This is a genomic window from Aquirufa sp. A-Brett2-W8 (assembly GCF_054558755.1).
In genome coordinates, this window is record NZ_JBPXKS010000005.1 from 243,544 (window position 1) to 261,234 (window position 17,691).

Consider the following 17,691-nt stretch of genomic DNA (forward strand, 5'->3'; position numbering starts at 1 on the left):
ATGCGCAAACTGCTGGCAATCGCCTTCTTTTCGGTACTAGCCTATGGCTTGCCCAGTTGCTCGAACAAAGCAGCGGAAGGGAAAGAGTTAGCCAAAACCTATTGCGCATCTTGCCATTTGCTTCCAGATCCCGCCTTGTTACCTAAAAATGTGTGGCAATACAGCACCCTTCCTTACATGGGAATCATGATGGGCGTGGACAAGGAGATCGGGATGCTGGAGAAACCACTTTCAGATTATACCATTTTAGGGCCTGGCTCACAAATGATTCCGGACGAAGACTGGGAGAAAATCAAGGCCTATTATTTAGAGGAGGCGCCTAAGACCTTAGAAATGCCGGCTTACACACCATTAGCTGCGCAAACTATTTTCGATGCAGAACCGAATGTCGCAACTTTACCAGGAACCACTTTGCCTAATATGACGGCCGTTCGAATTGATGCGCGTCGTCAACAAATTACGGCAGGGGATCAATCGAACCGGGTGATTTGGAAATGGGATGCTTCAGGTAAATTGCTTGAAACTAAAAAAGATCAAGATGCGCTAACAGATATTACATTACTAGAGTCTGAAATCTTGTATACTTTCATCGGAACGACGACTTAGGCGAATCCGGATGTGAATGGCTTTGTGAGTCAAGCCTCTACCGGTAAGAAATTATTGCAAGGATTGAATCGCCCCATTGGTTTAGTTTCGGCAAACTTAGACGGCGAAGGGGGTGATGAATTAATCAGTGCTGAATTTGGGTTTAAGGTGGGGGGGATGACCGTTTGGAAGCTCGAAAAAGGGGTATATAAAAAACAGGTGTTGAATCCACAGACTGGAGCTACTAAATCCATTATCCGTGATTTTACAGGTGATGGTAAACTCGATATTTTAGCCCTTTTTGCCCAAGGGGATGAGCGAATTTTATTGTATGTGAATGAGGGAGGATTGAAATTCAAGGAAAAAGTCTTGCTTCGTTTCCCCTCCATTTATGGATCGTCTTCTTTTGATGTGACGGATATCGATGGAGATAAGGATCTTGATATTGTTTATTCTGCCGGGGATAATGCAGATTTTACCACGGTATTAAAGCCTTACCATGGGGTTTATATCTTTGAGAATACGGGCGGCATGAAATTTAAACAAAAAGCTTTCTTCTCCCAAAACGGTGCCACGAAAGTGATGCCCGCAGACTTTGACGGAGATGGCGATGCTGACTTGATTTCGATCGCACTATTCCCGGACGTAGCAAAAAGGCCGGGCGAAGGAGCGATGTATTTTGAAAATAAAAAAGGAACATTTGTTCCGATGACTTTACCCATTCAGCATTTAGGCCGCTGGTCTGTCATGGACATAGCAGATGTAGATGGTGACGGAGATTTAGATGTGGCGCTGGGATCCCATGCGGTAGCTAAATTCCCAGAAGGAGGGTTCGATCCTCAATGGAAGCAGGCAAAAGGACTGCTAGTTTTACGTAATAAAACGAAATGAAAAAAGGCCTAAGGGTAATTCTATTATTGCTGCTTTGTGGCCCAATCACGCTTGCCCAACGCAAGGGTTATGTCGTTTTCTCCGGAAAAATTATTGATGTTGAAAACAAAGCGCCCATCGAAGGAGCTTCCGTCTTTTTCTCGGGTTCATCCGAGGGTGGAACGACGGATTCGTTAGGGGTATTTTCCGTAACAATTGCCGCTCGCAGCTACCAGGTAATCGCCCGGAGTCTAGGCTATAAATACAAGACCTTTCGATTAGATCTGACTAAAAATGCGCAAGCAACCATCGAACTAGAGCGCTCGGAACAATTATTAGGCGAGGTGGTCATCACCGCCGAAAAAGCAGATGCGAACGTGAATCGGGCGATGATGGGGGTGGAGAAGATGTCTTCGAAGACCTTGAAAAAACTCCCTACCCTAATGGGGGAGGCCGATGTCATTCGCAGTATTTTATTGCTTCCCGGCGTTTCTACGGTGGGTGAAGGAGCCTCTGGATTTAATGTGCGCGGTGGTAATGTGGACCAAAACCTAGTCCTACTGGACGGCGTTCCCTTATTCAATACCTCCCATCTATTTGGATTTTTTACCGGATTTAATGCGGACATGGTGCAAGACCTGAGCTTGTATAAAGGCGGAATTCCATCGATGTACGGCGGTCGCGCCTCATCGGTTTTGGATGTTCGGGTGAAGGAAGGCGATTTTGATAAATGGTCAATGCAGGGTGGCGTGGGCCCTATTTCATCTCGAATTTTAGTGGATGGTCCACTTGTGAAAGGAAAGACGTCGTTAATCGTAGGAGCGCGTGGATCTATTTCAGATTTTTATATGAAGTATTTCCCTAATCCGAGTTTAGCGAAGAGTAAGGCCGATTTTTATGATGTGAACTTTAAGTTGACGCATCGTTTTGGGAAGAATCAGCGGATTTCTTTATCCGGATATGCGAGTAATGATGGATTTAAATTTGCACAGGATACGCTGTACTCCTGGAATACGAAGACCTTAAGTTTTAAGCATAATGCGCTATTAAAAGGGGATTTATCCCATAATTTCACGGCCTTCTACAGCGATTATACCTATGGTATTGAGGGCCAAAAACAGGGCTTGGAATTCCTTTGGAAACCATCCATCATTCAAACCTCCCTTAAAGAAGAATTAAGTAAGGACCTCGGAAAATCAGGTCGCTTGGATTTTGGAGCAGAAGTTTCAGCCTTTAGTAATGATGCGGGAAGCTTTGTGCCTAATTCGAGTAGTTCTAAAATCGATAAATTCGCCATGTCTACGGAGTATACACGAGAAATGGCAGCCTATATGGGGCATAGCGTACCTATAGGAAAGAAATTTAATCTAGATTATGGTTTGCGTTACGCCTATTATCAATTACTAGGTCCTGGTGAATTCTATCAGTATAAGTTAGGAACCCCCAGAGAAATAAATACGATAACCGATACCCTAAATGCAACTTCGAATGACGTGGTAGCTAGCTATGGGGGTTTTGAGCCTCGTTTATCTTTTGCCATTAAACTTGATACCAGCTTCTCGATAAAGATTGGCTTTAATCGTATGCAACAATTCCGCCATCTATTATCGAATACGATGGCCGTTTCGCCATCGGATATTTGGAAAAATTCGAATCAACAAATTCCCCCTCAAGTCGCGGATCAATATTCCATCGGTTTCTTCAAAAACTTCACGAATGCGTCCAATGCGGTATTCGAAACGTCTGTGGAGATGTACTATAAGAACTTAAACAACGTTGTTGATTATGTCGACGGGGCACAATTATACTTGAATCCGACGGTTGAAACGCAATTGTTAGTGGGGAAAGGGATGGCCTATGGGGCGGAATTCTTTCTGAAAAAATCCCGCGGAAAGCGATTGACAGGTTGGATTTCGTATACCTATGCACGGACATTTAGGACGATTCAAGCAAATGAGAATCAGAAGGAAGCGAATTTTGGGATTCAATTCCCCGCTAATTTTGATACGCCACATACCTTCAAATTTGTATTGAATAACCGCTGGACTAACCGCATCTCCTTTAATGCGAATTTCACCTATACCACGGGTCGTCCGATTACCTACCCGAATGGACGTTATAAGATTTATTCCTTTAATGATCTGTATGATTATGCCGTGGAGACAGGGATTTTCCCTAGACCAGGTTTGGCTCAAGCCACGTATACCTATAATGGATCTACTTACAGTTATCTGGTTTCGAAGGAAATCAAAGAATTACTTGACGGTTATTCAACCGCTTCCTTCACCTTACGTAATGCAGAACGTATTCCAGATTACATCCGTCTAGACGTAGGAATCACGATTGATCCTAAACCAGGTAAGCGCTGGCAGGGAAGCTGGAACTTCTCGATCTATAATTTATTGGGTCGTCAAAATGCGTATTCTGTATACTTCCGTTCTTCCACCGGCGAAATCAACCAAGCGAAAACCTACCAATTATCGGTTTTAGGCGCCGCGATTCCATCCATCACGTATAACTTCAAATTCTAATGAGACACCTAATCCTATTTTGTTGTGCCTTATTTCTTTTGAGTTCTTGCGAGACGGAGATTGAGGATTTTAAAACAGAAAATGTCAGTTCGGCCATCGTCGTTTATGGCGAAATTTCAAATGTAGATGGGCCCTATAACGTTCGTTTGAATTATGTTAGTGCTTATTCCCCCTATGATATTACCCAGTTTTCTGGCCAACCCATTACAGATGCCAATGTGCGTATCGTAGATGGAAGTGGTAAGGAAACAGCATTTTACGAGAAGAGTAAAGGCTATTACTTAAGCCCAGTTGGATTTAAGGGAGTGGTGGGTCAAAAATACAAATTGCGTATTAAGCTTTTGGACGGCAAAACAATCGAATCCAATTTCCAAACCATAAATTCGGCTCCCGAACTCGCTGAATTCTCCTATTCCTTTCAGGATGCGACTAAGGTAGAAGATATGCGCTTTCCATTGAAGGCCAGCATAAAAGATCCCAAGGCGACAGAAGATTATTATTTTGTGAAGCGCCAAGATTTCCGTCAATTCTTATTGACTTGCCCTACGCCACCACCACCACCGGCACCCACGCCGCCTTGTAATTGCTTATGCTGGCAGGCACCTCAAAATACGCAACCCTATCTTTTAGATGATTTCCTGTTAAGCGGTAAGAATTTGTCCCTTGATGTAGGTCAGCTTCCTTACGAGGATTTTACGAATTGGGTGGTGCAATTAGATGCATATTCTGTCTCTAAAGAAACCTATACCTATTGGAAAAGATTAGAAGATCAGCGGAAGCTAAATGGAGGGATTTTTGACAAGGTTCCAGCTCAGGTGGTGGGAAATTTGAAATGTATCAGTAATCCTTCACAAGAAGTTTTAGGCTATTTTATGGTAGGGGGTTTAACGCAGAAACGCTTAACGGTAGATCGTTTTAATGGGATTCCTGAAGCGGCTTATCAGAAATTAGGATTCTATGTGGACTTCAATAATATCCGTAGAAAAGACATCCCGCTTTGGAATTGTAAAGACGCGTCATTTATCAAATATAACCTCGGATATTCTTTGCCTCCATTATAAAACTAGTATGCTTGCATAATAGTTTTTTTCTCTGCAAATTTGTTGTAACCTAAACGTTATAACCATGGCAAAAGAATACGACCGTCGCAACCTAGACTTTATTTTAAACGAGGTTTTTGATACAGCTTCTCTGTGTAATTATCCCCGTTACGCGGATTATACCCCAGACATGTTTACTATGGTATTAGACTCAGCGGAAGCCATTGCTGAGAAATACTTACGTCCTATCTATGTAGATTCAGATCGCAAAGCAGCTGAATTAGTGGATGGAATCGTACAAGTTCACCCGGGAATTGAGCCTTATATGAAGGAAATGGGCGAATCGGGCATGATCGGCTGTACGTTTGATTTAGAACATGGAGGACAGCAAGTACCTTCGATGATAGGTGGGGCACACGAATTTATTCGCGGTGCGGCACATAATTCAGCCGTGATGTTTACGGGATTATCACACGGGGCAGCACACCTGATTGCCTCTTTTGGTTCGAAAGAATTAGCCGATACGTATGTTCCGAACATGTTAGCCGGCAAGTGGGCAGGCACGATGTGTTTGACAGAGCCACAAGCAGGAAGTTCCTTGAATGATGCGTCTACTTCTGCTAAGGATTTAGGGGACGGAACCTATGCCATTAAAGGACAAAAAATATTTATTTCTGGAGGGGATAATCACTTCTCAGAAAATATCATTCACTTGGTTTTAGCTCGTTTAGAAGGAGCTCCGGCGGGTACAAAAGGGATATCCCTTTTCGTTGTTCCTAAGAAGCGCATTGAAAACGGAGCACTCGTGAATAACGAAGTAATCTCTTTAGGTGTTTACCATAAGATGGGCCAAAAAGCGACGCCTGCCCTTCACCTTTCTTTTGGTGATAAAGGCAATTCCATCGGCTATTTAGTGGGCGAACCGAACAGAGGTTTGTCTTATATGTTCCAAATGATGAACGAAGCGCGTTTAGGCGTAGGAATGGGTGGTGCATACATTGCGTCAGCTGCCTACCACGCTTCTAAGCAATACGCAAACGAGCGTGCACAAGGTCGTTTATTAACGAACAAAGATCCGCATACGCCTCCTACCTTGATTAAAAATCACCCGGATGTGCAACGTATGTTATACTTCCAAAAAGCCATTGTAGAAGGATCCATGGGTCTTTTATTCCAATGCTTTATGTGGGATGATTTAGCGAAGAGCCTTGATGGCGAGGCTAAAAAAGAAGCCCAAATGATGCTTGACTTGATGACTACCGTGGCGAAAACATATCCAGCGGAGATGGGAACACTCGCAGTTAATCAGGGCTTGCAAGTTTTGGGTGGTTACGGCTACACAGAAGATTTCCCTTTAGAGCAGATGGCGCGCGATGTGCGGATTATGTCTATCTATGAGGGTACGACAGGTATTCACGGTTTGACTTTATTAGGTCGTGGCATTCCGGCAAACAATGGAGAGGCCTTACAGACTTTAGGAAAATTAGTTTTCGCAGATATTGCGGTGGCTAAAGGACACGAAAGTCTAGCTAAATATGCTTCGATGCTTGAGAAGGAATTAGCTAATTTAACGAAGGTGACGATGCATAAATTAGGCTTCGCGATGAAAGGCGAAATCGAAGTTTTCTTAGCGGACTCTACTTTGTATATGGAATTATTTGGCCTGATCACCGTAGCTTGGCAATGGTTAAAGCAAGGTCATGTGGCTGCTGCGGCACTAGCAAAAGGTGGCTTAAGCTCAGAGGATAAAGCCTTCTACACAGATAAAATACACACAATGAAGTTCTTCTATCACTACGAGGTGCCTAAAGCCTTAGGTTTATCGACGCGTTTGTTCGATGAAGAAATTTTGACAATTTTTGATCACAAATAAGAAGTATTATGTTTAAAAAACACGTATTCCTAGGTCTAGCGTTGTTATTATCATCCGTCGCGTTAGCCCAAAGCAAGTATTCAGCTCATGAGCTATTCCATCCATTGTGGAATTATGGACCTGTTTCCTCCGCACGTTCTGCGGCGGGTGTTCCTAGTCCCGGTTACTGGCAGAATTCGGCTGATTACAAGATTGCCGTTTCCTTAGATGATGTGGCGAACAAAATCACAGGCGATGTAGAGATTACTTACAAGAATAATTCTCCTGACAAATTGCCTTTTTTGTGGCTTCAATTAGACCAAAATAGCTTTAACACGCAGTCTCGTGGAGGCAAAACAACACCCATTTCGGGTGGACGTTTTGGTAATTTAGCCTTCGATGGGGGTTATAAAATTGAGAGTGTAACGATTGATGGCAAGCCAGCGAATTTTATCGTGGAAGACACCCGGATGCAGATTCGTTTAGCGGCACCTCTAGCAGAAAAAATAGGAACCGCGAAAATCAAGATCGCTTATTCCTTTACTTCTCCTGAGAATGCATCGGATAGAATGGGTATACAGCAAACTAAAAATGGCGCGATCTACACGGTAGCTCAATGGTTCCCACGTGTTTGTGTGTACGATGACATCGAAGGATGGAATGTCTTGCCTTATTTAGGAGCGGGAGAATTCTATTTAGAATACGGAAATTTCGAGTATTCGATTAATGCACCTGCCTCTCACATTGTGGTGGGTTCGGGGGAATTATTGAATCCAACCGAAGTCTATACGGCTGATCAAGTGAAGAAATGGGCTGCTGCGGCAAATTCGGAAACAACGGTGGTGATTCGTTCGGCAGCTGAAGTGACTGATCCAGCTTCTCGTCCTGCGAAAGAGCGTTTGACTTGGAAGTTTAAATGCAATAATGCGCGTGATGTGGCTTTTGCCTCGTCCAAAGCCTTTATTCTAGATGCCTGCCGCATCAATTTACCAAGCGGTAAAAAGTCGTTGGCCGTGTCTGTTTATCCAGTAGAATCCGATGGTAAAGAGGCTTGGGGTCGTTCTTCAGAATACGTGAAAGCCTCGATTGAACATTATTCGAATTGGTTATATGAGTATACGTATCCAGTAGCTACGAACGTGGCGGGTATCGTTTCTGGGATGGAATATCCGGGTATTATTTTCTGTGGATATAGAGATAAAACGGCTTCCTTATGGGGCGTGACGGACCATGAATTTGGCCATAACTGGTTTCCTATGATTGTAGGTAGTAATGAGCGTAAATTTGCTTGGATGGACGAAGGATTTAATACGTTTATCAATTTCTATTCGACGGATGCCTTCAATAAGGGGGAATACAAGAACCGTAAATTTGATATGCATGCGATCGCGAAATCGATGTTCCGTGAAACGGCAGATCCGATTATGTCGATTCCGGATGTCATTCAAGTGCGTAATTTAGGCTGGGAAGCGTATAATAAGCCAGGTTTTGGTTTACGAATCTTGCGCGAGCACATTTTAGGCGCTGATCGTTTTGATTATGCTCTCAAGAATTACATCAATAAATGGGCCTTCAAACACCCTACTCCGATGGACTTTTTCCGCTCGATGGAAGATGGAGCCGGGGAGGATTTAGGTTGGTTCTGGAAGTCTTGGTTCTATGAGCTTTGGCGCTTAGATCAATCCGTGAAAGAGGTGGATTATGTAGAGCAGGATCCTACGAAAGGGGCGGTAATCACGATTGAAAACTTAGATAAGATGGCGATGCCAGCTGTCGTGGAAGTAGAATTAACGAGTGGTGAAAAGGAACGCTTTACGTTCCCAGTGGAGATTTGGCAACGAGGATCCAGCTGGACATTCCGCACATCGACGAAGCTACCGATTAAATCGGTGGTGATTGATCCAGATCATTCTTTCCCCGATATGGATTCCAAAAACAATACGTGGAAGTCGATGAGTATTCGCGCTGGCCGATAGGAAAAAAGACCCTTGCAAATCGCGAGGGTCTTTTTTTTATCCTTTCAGGATTCGGCCTATATCGTTCGCCTTTCCTAATTCTTCCTTCAGCTTTTCATAACTGCCAGACAGCATCAGGCCTTTGTATTTCAATAAGGTGTTGATATACTCGTCGAGTACGTCGATGACGTTTTCTTGGTTTTGGTGGAAAATCTGGCTCCAGGTTTCTGGGGATGATTTTGCCAAACGTACTGTCGACTCAAAACCCGTTGAAGCTAATTCAAAAATGCGGGATTCGTCTTTTTCTTTTTCTAATACCGTATTCGCTAAAGCGAAAGAACAGATATGGGAGATATGTGAAATATAGGCGGTGTGCACGTCGTGTTCGATCGAGCCCATGTAGATCAGTTTCATCTCTAAGCCCTGGTGGTATAAATCCTCGATTAAGCTAACTGCAGCTGGATCACTTAATTCCTTATCGCAAATCACCCCTCTTTTTCCCACGAATAAGCCTTGGACGGCTGCCTCAGGGCCAGAGAATTCGGTTCCGGCCATGGGGTGGGTAGAAACGAATTGCGCGCGTTTTGGGTGGTTTAGTAAGGCCTCGAAAACAGGGGTTTTTGTGGAACCCACTTCGATGATGACTTGGCCTGGTTTTAGCGCATCTAAAACCGATGGAATTAAAGCCACTAATAGATCTACAGGAATGGCACATACAAATACATCGACTTGATCGATTGCCTCTTGCCAGGTGGCGATGCGGTCCACGAGTCTTAGGGATAGCGCCTTTTTCTGGTGCTCGGTATTCGTATCGATTCCTACGATTTCAGAAGCCCATCCCGACTTGCGTAAGCCGAGTGCGATGGAACCACCGATTAATCCGATACCGATAATACCTACTTTATGAGATGCCATTGCTATGGTTTTTAATGCGATCAATCGCTTGTGAGATAACGGATTCTTGGGCGCAAAGCGAGATGCGGATATAGCCATCGCCTTGTGTCCCGAAGATTCCTCCCGGTGTAATGAACACCGCGTTTTCGTCTAAAATTTTGTCTGAAAGTGCGTATCCGGAGGCGAATGCGGCTGGGATTTTGGCCCAAACAAACATCCCCGACTGTGCCGGATCATACACGCACTTAATTAAATCTAATAGTTCAAAAACTAGTTTCTGGCGAGAACGATAAATGCGATTTTGATTCGCAAACCAAGCGCTATCCGCAGAAAGCGCTTTCACCGCTGCTTGCTGCAAGGGAAGGAACATGCCCGAGTCCATATTTGATTTGAATTTCAATACAGGGGCAAGAAACTCCGCTTTCCCAAATGCCGCCCCAATTCTCCATCCCGCCATATTATGGGACTTCGAAAGGGAATTCAATTCGATAGCCACCTCCTGCATCCCAGGAATCGACAGCATGCTCATCGGCTTTTCGTTCAAGATAAAGCTGTATGGATTATCATTCACTAATAAAATCGAATGGCGAATCGCAAAATCACGTAATTCAGTGAAGAATTCTACGGTTGCTTGCGCTCCCGTAGGCATGTGCGGGTAGTTCACCCACATAATTTTCACTTTAGATAAATCGCGTTTTTCAAGGGCCACTAAATCAGGCAACCAACCATTGGAAGCAGATAATTCATAGCTTTCCACCGTCGCACCCGCTAATGAACAGGCTGCTGAATAGGTCGGATAACCTGGATTCGGGATTAAAGTAACGTCGCCTTTTTCTAAATAAGCCATAGCGATGTGCATGATGCCTTCTTTAGAACCGATCAAAGGTAAAATCTCCGAGGCAGGATGTACGGTCACCCCGTAATGAAGAGCGTAAAATGAGGCGAATGCTTCGCGTAATGCCGGAATACCTTGGTAACCTTGGTACGCGTGATGCGAAGGGTTAGCCGCACTTTCTGTCAAAGCCGCGATGGTCTCAGATGACGGCGCTAAGTCAGGAGAACCGATACCCAAATTAATAATGGGCACGCCGGATTCCTTCAAAGCCGCAATCTGCTTTAATTTTTTAGAGAAATAGTATTCCTCGACGCTGTTTAAGCGGCTCGCCGCTGTGATTTGTAATCTCATAAAACAAAAAACCGACGTAAAGTCGGCTGATAGGTTTGACAAAAAACTATATAACCGATTAGGCAGCGTTGTAATAACCTGCGTAATAATACCCTGTTAGATAGCTGTTTGCTTGTAATTTCATATGCCAAAGGTAGGGAAATTTTGCTTTTATGCAAATAAGGGCTTCAAAAGCTCGCGAACCAGCGAAGATTCGTAGCCTTTAGACAAACCATAATTATAGCATTTTTGGTAGCGCTGCGGCGAGGTCCCTGATTTTATCTCGTCTTTTTTCTTCTGCAAAAGTGCGCGCGCTTTCTCGATATAATCTTGATCGTTGATTCCATCCCAGGCGCCAGCTAATAAAGATGCCGAAATACCTCGCTTGCGTAATTCGAAATTAATTTTCGTACGACCCCAGCTCTTCTGATTGAATTTAGAGCGGACGAAGATCTCGACAAAACGCGCTTCATTCAGGTAGTTATTTTCTCGAAGCCATGCTAAATAAAAAGGATAATCAGAGCTAGGAACCTCAAAAGTCTTCATCTTCTGCTCCAGTTCTTGGACGCATCGTTCCTGGTAGGCGCAATAGCGGGCCAGCTTTTGGAGAATCTCGCTATTCATAAGGAAAGATTTAAGATTCGATTTCTTCGAAACTCTCTAGATTGAACAGATCGTTCAAGACATCCACCATTTTGTCAGAATCGCCACGTTTACAAGCGGCTTTTAGGTGTATGATGGGTTGTTTGATGATTTTTTGGACTAAACCAACCGTAATTTTCTCCAGCTTTTCGGTCTCTTCCTTCGTCAAACCCTTCATGTGGCGGTTCAACTCCTCCTTGCGGATTTGTTCCAGCGCATTCTTCAATTTATTAATGGTAGGCGAAACCTCCATCTCTTTCGACCAATCGTTAAAGCTCACAATGCTCTCTTCTATGATCGTTTTCACCTCTGGGATAGACGCTAAACGAGTGGCCAAAGCCTCATTCGCACGCTCCTTCAAGGTATCGATGTTGTATAAAAGAACCCCATTAATCTTCTCGATTCCTTCTTCGATGCTACGGGGCACAGAAAGATCGATGAAATATTTAAAGGATAATAATTGCAATTTCTTGATTTCCGCCTGGGTAATGATCGGGCTATCCGTGCGAACAGAGGAGATAATGATATCAGCCGCGGCGATTTCTTTCCATAGGTCAGAAAGCGGAGCGACTCTAAACAGTTCTTTTCCAGCGGCAATCTTTTCTGCTTTCTCGATCGTGCGGTTCATAATGGTGAACTCCGCAAAATCCTTTTCTTCCATATTCTTGCACACATCCAGACCGATTTCGCCTAATCCAAGGATTAAGACTTTTGGGTTAGGAAGGGCTTGAGAAAGTTCTTCAGCTAAGGCAACGGTTGCATAAGAAACGGACGCCGCTCCATCGCGGAACGAGGTTTCTTGCGCTACGCGCTTATTGGAATAGAAGATGGTATGCATCAAACGGTGTAAATACGGACCGGCCATATTTGAATCTGCCGCTTGCTGGTAGGCTTTCTTGATCTGATTAGGGATCTGTAAATCCCCCACTACCTTGGATTGTAAACCAGTGGCAACTTCGAATAAATGGCGCAGAGAATCCTCTGTTTCGTCCATTTGCTTAAAATAGCCCAAGTATTCAGCCGTGTTCGTTAGTCCTTTTTCGATTAAGAAGGCTTTGATTAAATCTGTCGAGATGTCGCGATCAGACGTATAATAGAACTCCGTGCGGTTGCAGGTAGAAACGATTAATAATTCATTTAGGCCAAAAAGATCTTTACACTTCACATAAAATCCTTTGCTCTCTTCTTCGTTCAATGCAAGCATCTCGCGAATGGCGAGTGGCGCTGTACGGTGTGAAAGGCTGACGGATTTAAAAGGTAAAATCATTTCTGTCTTAAGCGAGATTATTAATTCACAAAAGTACAATGCAAAAGTTTAAAATGTATCTGTCTTTGAAAGAAAATCGTAATTTAGATGAAGAATAAATACAAATAAAATGCACTTCAAAAATAAGACTGTTTTTATCACGGGAGGATCCCGTGGAATCGGATTAGATATTGCTAAAAAATTAGCTTCAGAGGGCGCAAACATTGTTATTGCGGCAAAAACTTCCGAGCCACACCCTAAATTACCGGGTACGATTCACACGGCAGCGGCTGAAATTGAGGCGGCTGGAGGTAAGGCTTTGGCCTGTATGGTCGACATTCGTGACGAAAATCAGGTTTTAGCAGCGGTTAAAAAAGCCGTAGAAACCTTCGGGGGTATCGATATTTTAATTAATAATGCGTCAGCGATTCAGCTCACGGGTACTTTGAGTACGGAGATGAAGAAATACGACTTGATGAATCAGGTGAATACGCGTGGGACCTATGTATGCGCTCAGGCATGTTTGCCCTATTTATTGAAATCAGAAAACCCACACGTTTTAACGCTTTCTCCTCCCTTGAATGTAGAGGCGCGCTGGTTTGAGAATCACGTAGCCTATTCGATTGCGAAATTTGGGATGTCTCTTTGCACGCTCGGAATGGCGGCGGAGTTTAAGGGGAAGGTGGCTTTTAATTCGCTTTGGCCTAAAACAATCATATCCACTGCCGCGATTGAATTTGCGATAGGAAATGCGGCGATGATGCAATTAGGTCGCAAAGGGAGTATCATGGCAGATGCAGCTTCGGCTATCTTGCAGAAAGATGCAAAGACGGTCAGTGGTAACTTCTACATTGACGAAGACGTATTAAGGGCTGAGGGTGTAACCGATTTCGCTGAATACCGCGTGAATCCGAATACGCCAGAAAATCAATTGCTCCCTGACTTTTTTATTTAAAATTGGAAAATTACACACCACCCCTTTGGCTTCCAGATGGACATACACAAAGTATTTATCCCGCTGTTTTCAGGAAAGTGGTGCTTGCTGAAAAACCTCGAAGGGAACGAGTAAGCACACCCGATCAGGATTTTTTAGATATTGACTGGTATGGGGGTGACTTAGCCGAGCACCCCTTATTGATTTTATCCCATGGTTTAGAGGGGGCGAGTGATCGACAATATGTCACCGGTTTGATTAACAAGATGAAGGGGATGAATGCGCTGGCTTGGAATTACCGTAGTTGTTCAGGGGAGCCGAATCGAAATTTACGTTTTTACCACAGCGGGGCTACGGATGATTTGGACTTCATCATTCACCTAGCGATCGAACGGGGTGCGAAAGAAATTTACCTGGCAGGCTTTAGTTTAGGAGGAAACTTGACCTTAAAATGGTTAGGGGAACAGGGTAAAAATCCACCCCCAATGATTCGAAAAGCTATTGCATTTTCCGTACCTTTACACCTTTCATCGAGTAGCAAGAAGTTAGCTAAGCGGGAAAACAGACTCTACACTCATCGATTTCTACAAACTCTCATGACCAAAGTCAAGGAAAAGTCCGCGCGCTATCCTCAGGATATTACCGCGGAGATGATTGATTCGGTGAAGAGTTTAGTGGATTTTGACGATGTGATCACAGGGCCTTTACACGGGTTTAAAGATGGGGAAGACTATTATGAAAAGAGTAGTTCCCTGTATTTTTTGGATCAGATTAACGTACCCACTTTAATCGTGAATTCAAAAAATGACCCTTTTTTATCGGCGGAATGTATTCCCGAAGACTATGTGAAGACCTTGGATTTTGTCCAATTAGACGCACAGGAAAAAGGAGGGCATTGTGGATTTTATCCGAAGAATTACCAAGGTTATACTTGGTCGGAGAATCGGGCCGCGGTTTGGTTTAATAAAAGCGTTTAGAAAATAATACTATGCCTACAGCTCAAGCAGAACCTTTAAAAATTGTGATTGATTTCGATAGCACGTTCACGAAAGTGGAAGGGCTAGATGAATTAGCGAGAATCGCACTTCAGGGAAATCCGAAGCAAGCGGAGATCGTGGGAAAGATTATAGATATTACTAACCAAGGAATGGCAGGGGCCTATTCTTTCGCAGATTCGTTGCGCGATCGCGTGGCTTTATTGCCCGCAAATCGTTCGCACGTAGATCAATTAATCGTCTTTTTGAAGGGAAAAATCTCGGAGTCTTTCAAGCGCAATCAGGATTTTTTAGAAGAATATGCGGATCAAATCTTAATCGTATCATCCGGATTTAAAGACTTCATCGTGCCTGTGGTAAACGAGATGGGTATCCCAGCGGAAAACGTATATGCGAATACCTTTACCTACGATGCGGAAGGTACTATTACGGGTTATGATACGGATAATTTATTGTCTCAGGACAAAGGCAAAGTACGTTTATTGCAATCCCTGCAATTAGAGGGGGAGGTTTACGTGATAGGGGATGGCATGACGGATTATGAATTACGTGAATCCGGTTTAGCGAATAAGTTCTTTGCTTTTACAGAGAATGTGTCTCGCAAGGCGGTGACGGACAAAGCTGATTTTATTGTCCCCTCCTTAGATGAGTTCTTATATATCAACGGTTTGAGCCGCGCACAATCCTATCCTAAATCTCGCATCAAAGTTCTTTTATTAGAAAATGTGCACCCAGGTGCCGTGAATGCGTTTAAGAAAGAAGGTTTCCAGGTTGAATTATTAAAGGGCGCCTTAGATGAGGACGAATTGATTGAGAAGATCAAGGACGTTTCGATCGTAGGCCTTCGGTCTAAGACGCTTTTGACGAAGAAAGTATTAGACCACCCAAATGCGTCACGCCTGATGTGTGTAGGGGCTTTCTGTATTGGTACGAATCAAATAGATCTAATTGAATGTGAGAAGCGCGGGATCGCGGTGTTTAATGCGCCTTACTCGAACACGCGTTCGGTAGTGGAATTGTCGATTGGTTTGATGGTGATGTTGACGCGTAATATCTTCGATAAATCGACGAAAATGCACGCGGGTGTTTGGGATAAATCAGCGACTAATTCGTATGAAATTAGAGGAAAGAAAATTGGTTTAGTGGGTTATGGAAGTATCGGTACACAGATTTCCGTGATTGCGGAGGCGCTGGGTATGGAGGTTTATTTCTATGATTCTGTCGATAAATTAGCTTTAGGTAATGCCAAAAAATGCAGCAGCCTGAAAGAATTATTATCTCAGGCGGACTTTGTGAGTTTGCATGTGGATGGTCGAAAATCAAATACGAATATCATCGGAACACAGCAGTTCGCTTGGATGAAGGATAATGTGGTATTCTTGAATTTGTCACGTGGACATGTGGTCGAAATTCCGGCCTTAGTGGAAGCGATTAAATCAGGTAAAGTATGGGGTGCGGCGATCGACGTGTTCCCTTATGAGCCTAAGACGAATGACGAAGAGTTTATCAATGAATTACGCGGATTGCCTAATGTGATTTTAACACCGCATATCGGTGGAAGTACGGAGGAGGCGCAGAAGAATATTGGTGAATTTGTGCCATCTAAATTATTGCAATTTATTAATAATGGTAGCACCTATGGGTCAGTTAACTTCCCTGAATTACAATTGCCGCCATTAGAAGATGCACACCGTTTATTGCATATTCACCATAATGTTCCGGGGATTTTGGCCCAAATCAACCAAATCTTCGCGAAATACCACGTGAATATTATCGGTCAATACTTAAAGACGACAGAAAATACGGGTTATGTGATCACGGATGTGGCGAAGGAATACTCGGAGGAAATCGTGAATGAATTGAGGTTGATCGATAACACGATTAAGTTTAGAATGTTATATTAATATGAGCACCTTTTTTACACCCGGCCCTGCGGCCTTATTTCCTACGGTTCAGTCCCATTATATGGAGGCTTTTCGCTTAAACCTCGGTTCGATTTCCCATCGTTCCGCGGCTTTCCGTAAAATTTACCAGCACGCAGACGAGCAATTGCGCGAATTATTTGCCTTGCCTAAAAGCCATGCCGTTCTGTTTACAGGTTCTGCAACAGAGGTCTGGGAGCGTATTTTAATGAATACCGTAGAGCACGAAAGCTTTCACTTAGTGAACGGGTCCTTTTCGAAGAAATTCTTCGATTTCTCTAAAGACTTGCACAAATTTGCGAATTCGATGTACAAGCCTTTTGGCGAGGGTTTCGATGCTTCTGATGTAGACGTGCCAGAATATGCGGAACTAATCTGCTGCACCGCAAATGAGACGAGTTCGGGCGTTCAAATGAAGGCAGCTGAGATTCACAAGATCAAGAAGGCGAATAAGGATAAGTTTGTGGCGGTGGATATGGTTTCATCTGCGCCTTATCCGAATTTGGATTTCGGTTTAGTGGACTCCGCGTTTTTTAGCGTGCAAAAATCCTTCGGAATGCCCGCAGGATTGGGTGTTTGGTTTGCCAACGAGGCGATGCTGGAGAAAGCAGAGCGAATGAAGAAACACGACGGTATTGTGGGGACCTACCACTCGTTACCAAGCCTTTGGGAAAACTATAAAAATTTCGAAACACCAGAAACGCCTAATGTGATGGCGATTTATGTGTTAGGCAAAGTGGCGGAAGACTTTAATCGAATCGGCGTAGAGAATATGCGCAAAGACACGGATAAAAAAGCCAAAGCTTTGTATGATTTCGCAAAGAAATCAGACAAATTCGAAATATTCGTGGAGAATGAAAATCACCGTTCAGCGACTGTCATCGTATTAAATTGCAAAGAAGGTAGCTCAAAAGTGATCTCGACAATAAAGGAAAAGAGTGATATGATTTTAGGAGCCGGATATGGTAAATTGAAAGAAACCCAAATCCGTATCGCGAATTTTCCAGCAGTAAATTTAGAGCAAGTTCAGTCTTTAATAACTGAATTAGGCGCTTTATAA

At 43.6% G+C, this 17,691-nt stretch carries 14 protein-coding genes; 10 read left to right on the top strand and 4 right to left on the bottom strand.

Going from position 1 to position 17,691, the window contains the following annotated elements; all coding sequences use genetic code 11:
• From ACST13_RS06185 to ACST13_RS06210, 6 genes are all read left to right on the top strand, one after another.
• Complete coding sequence (locus tag ACST13_RS06185; RefSeq protein ID WP_459522346.1) at positions 1 to 606, top strand: hypothetical protein; 606 nt, start codon at positions 1 to 3, stop codon at positions 604 to 606.
• Between the two features lie 24 nt (positions 607 to 630).
• Complete coding sequence (locus tag ACST13_RS06190) at positions 631 to 1,476, top strand: FG-GAP repeat domain-containing protein (protein WP_459522347.1); 846 nt, start codon at positions 631 to 633, stop codon at positions 1,474 to 1,476.
• Positions 1,473 to 3,986, top strand: coding sequence for a TonB-dependent receptor (locus tag ACST13_RS06195; RefSeq protein ID WP_459522348.1), 2,514 nt, complete (start codon positions 1,473 to 1,475; stop codon positions 3,984 to 3,986). The genes ACST13_RS06190 and ACST13_RS06195 overlap by 4 nt, the downstream gene beginning before the upstream one ends.
• A complete protein-coding gene (locus ACST13_RS06200; RefSeq protein ID WP_459522349.1) occupies positions 3,986 to 5,047 on the top strand; it encodes a DUF4249 domain-containing protein in 1,062 nt (353 codons plus the stop codon). The genes ACST13_RS06195 and ACST13_RS06200 overlap by 1 nt, the downstream gene beginning before the upstream one ends.
• 64 nt (positions 5,048 to 5,111) lie before the next feature.
• On the top strand, positions 5,112 to 6,899 hold the full coding sequence (locus ACST13_RS06205; protein ID WP_459522350.1) for an acyl-CoA dehydrogenase: 1,788 nt from the start codon (positions 5,112 to 5,114) through the stop codon (positions 6,897 to 6,899).
• Positions 6,900 to 6,907: 8 nt separating this feature from the next.
• On the top strand, positions 6,908 to 8,854 hold the full coding sequence (locus tag ACST13_RS06210) for a M1 family metallopeptidase (protein ID WP_459522351.1): 1,947 nt from the start codon (positions 6,908 to 6,910) through the stop codon (positions 8,852 to 8,854).
• 36 nt (positions 8,855 to 8,890) lie between these two features.
• Here the strand turns inward: ACST13_RS06210 and ACST13_RS06215 are convergent, their stop codons facing one another.
• From ACST13_RS06215 to hemA, 4 genes are all read right to left on the bottom strand, one after another.
• Positions 8,891 to 9,748 carry a prephenate dehydrogenase gene (locus ACST13_RS06215; protein WP_459522352.1) on the bottom strand — a complete coding sequence of 286 codons (858 nt, stop codon included), beginning with the start codon at positions 9,746 to 9,748 and terminating at the stop codon, positions 8,891 to 8,893.
• The gene (locus tag ACST13_RS06220; protein ID WP_459522353.1) at positions 9,735 to 10,913 is read right to left on the bottom strand and encodes a pyridoxal phosphate-dependent aminotransferase; all 1,179 of its coding nucleotides are present in this window, start codon (positions 10,911 to 10,913) and stop codon (positions 9,735 to 9,737) included. Before ACST13_RS06220 ends, ACST13_RS06215 begins: the two co-directional genes overlap by 14 nt.
• Before the next feature lie 150 nt (positions 10,914 to 11,063).
• On the bottom strand, positions 11,064 to 11,516 hold the full coding sequence (locus ACST13_RS06225) for a regulatory protein RecX (protein WP_459522354.1): 453 nt from the start codon (positions 11,514 to 11,516) through the stop codon (positions 11,064 to 11,066).
• A 10-nt stretch (positions 11,517 to 11,526) separates the two neighbouring features.
• Complete coding sequence (hemA, locus tag ACST13_RS06230) at positions 11,527 to 12,801, bottom strand: glutamyl-tRNA reductase (RefSeq protein WP_459522355.1); 1,275 nt, start codon at positions 12,799 to 12,801, stop codon at positions 11,527 to 11,529.
• A gap of 109 nt (positions 12,802 to 12,910) precedes the next feature.
• Between hemA and ACST13_RS06235 the strand changes: the two genes are divergently transcribed.
• The 4 genes from ACST13_RS06235 to ACST13_RS06250 are packed head-to-tail and all read left to right on the top strand — an operon-like array spanning position 12,911 to position 17,691.
• Positions 12,911 to 13,735, top strand: a complete 825-nt coding sequence (locus ACST13_RS06235) for an SDR family oxidoreductase (protein WP_459522356.1) — start codon at positions 12,911 to 12,913, stop codon at positions 13,733 to 13,735.
• Positions 13,736 to 13,737: 2 nt separating this feature from the next.
• On the top strand, positions 13,738 to 14,691 hold the full coding sequence (locus ACST13_RS06240) for a YheT family hydrolase (protein ID WP_459522357.1): 954 nt from the start codon (positions 13,738 to 13,740) through the stop codon (positions 14,689 to 14,691).
• An 11-nt stretch (positions 14,692 to 14,702) separates the two neighbouring features.
• Positions 14,703 to 16,613 carry a phosphoglycerate dehydrogenase gene (gene serA, locus ACST13_RS06245; protein WP_459522358.1) on the top strand — a complete coding sequence of 637 codons (1,911 nt, stop codon included), beginning with the start codon at positions 14,703 to 14,705 and terminating at the stop codon, positions 16,611 to 16,613.
• A gap of 1 nt (position 16,614) precedes the next feature.
• The gene (locus ACST13_RS06250) at positions 16,615 to 17,691 is read left to right on the top strand and encodes an aminotransferase class V-fold PLP-dependent enzyme (RefSeq protein WP_459522359.1); all 1,077 of its coding nucleotides are present in this window, start codon (positions 16,615 to 16,617) and stop codon (positions 17,689 to 17,691) included.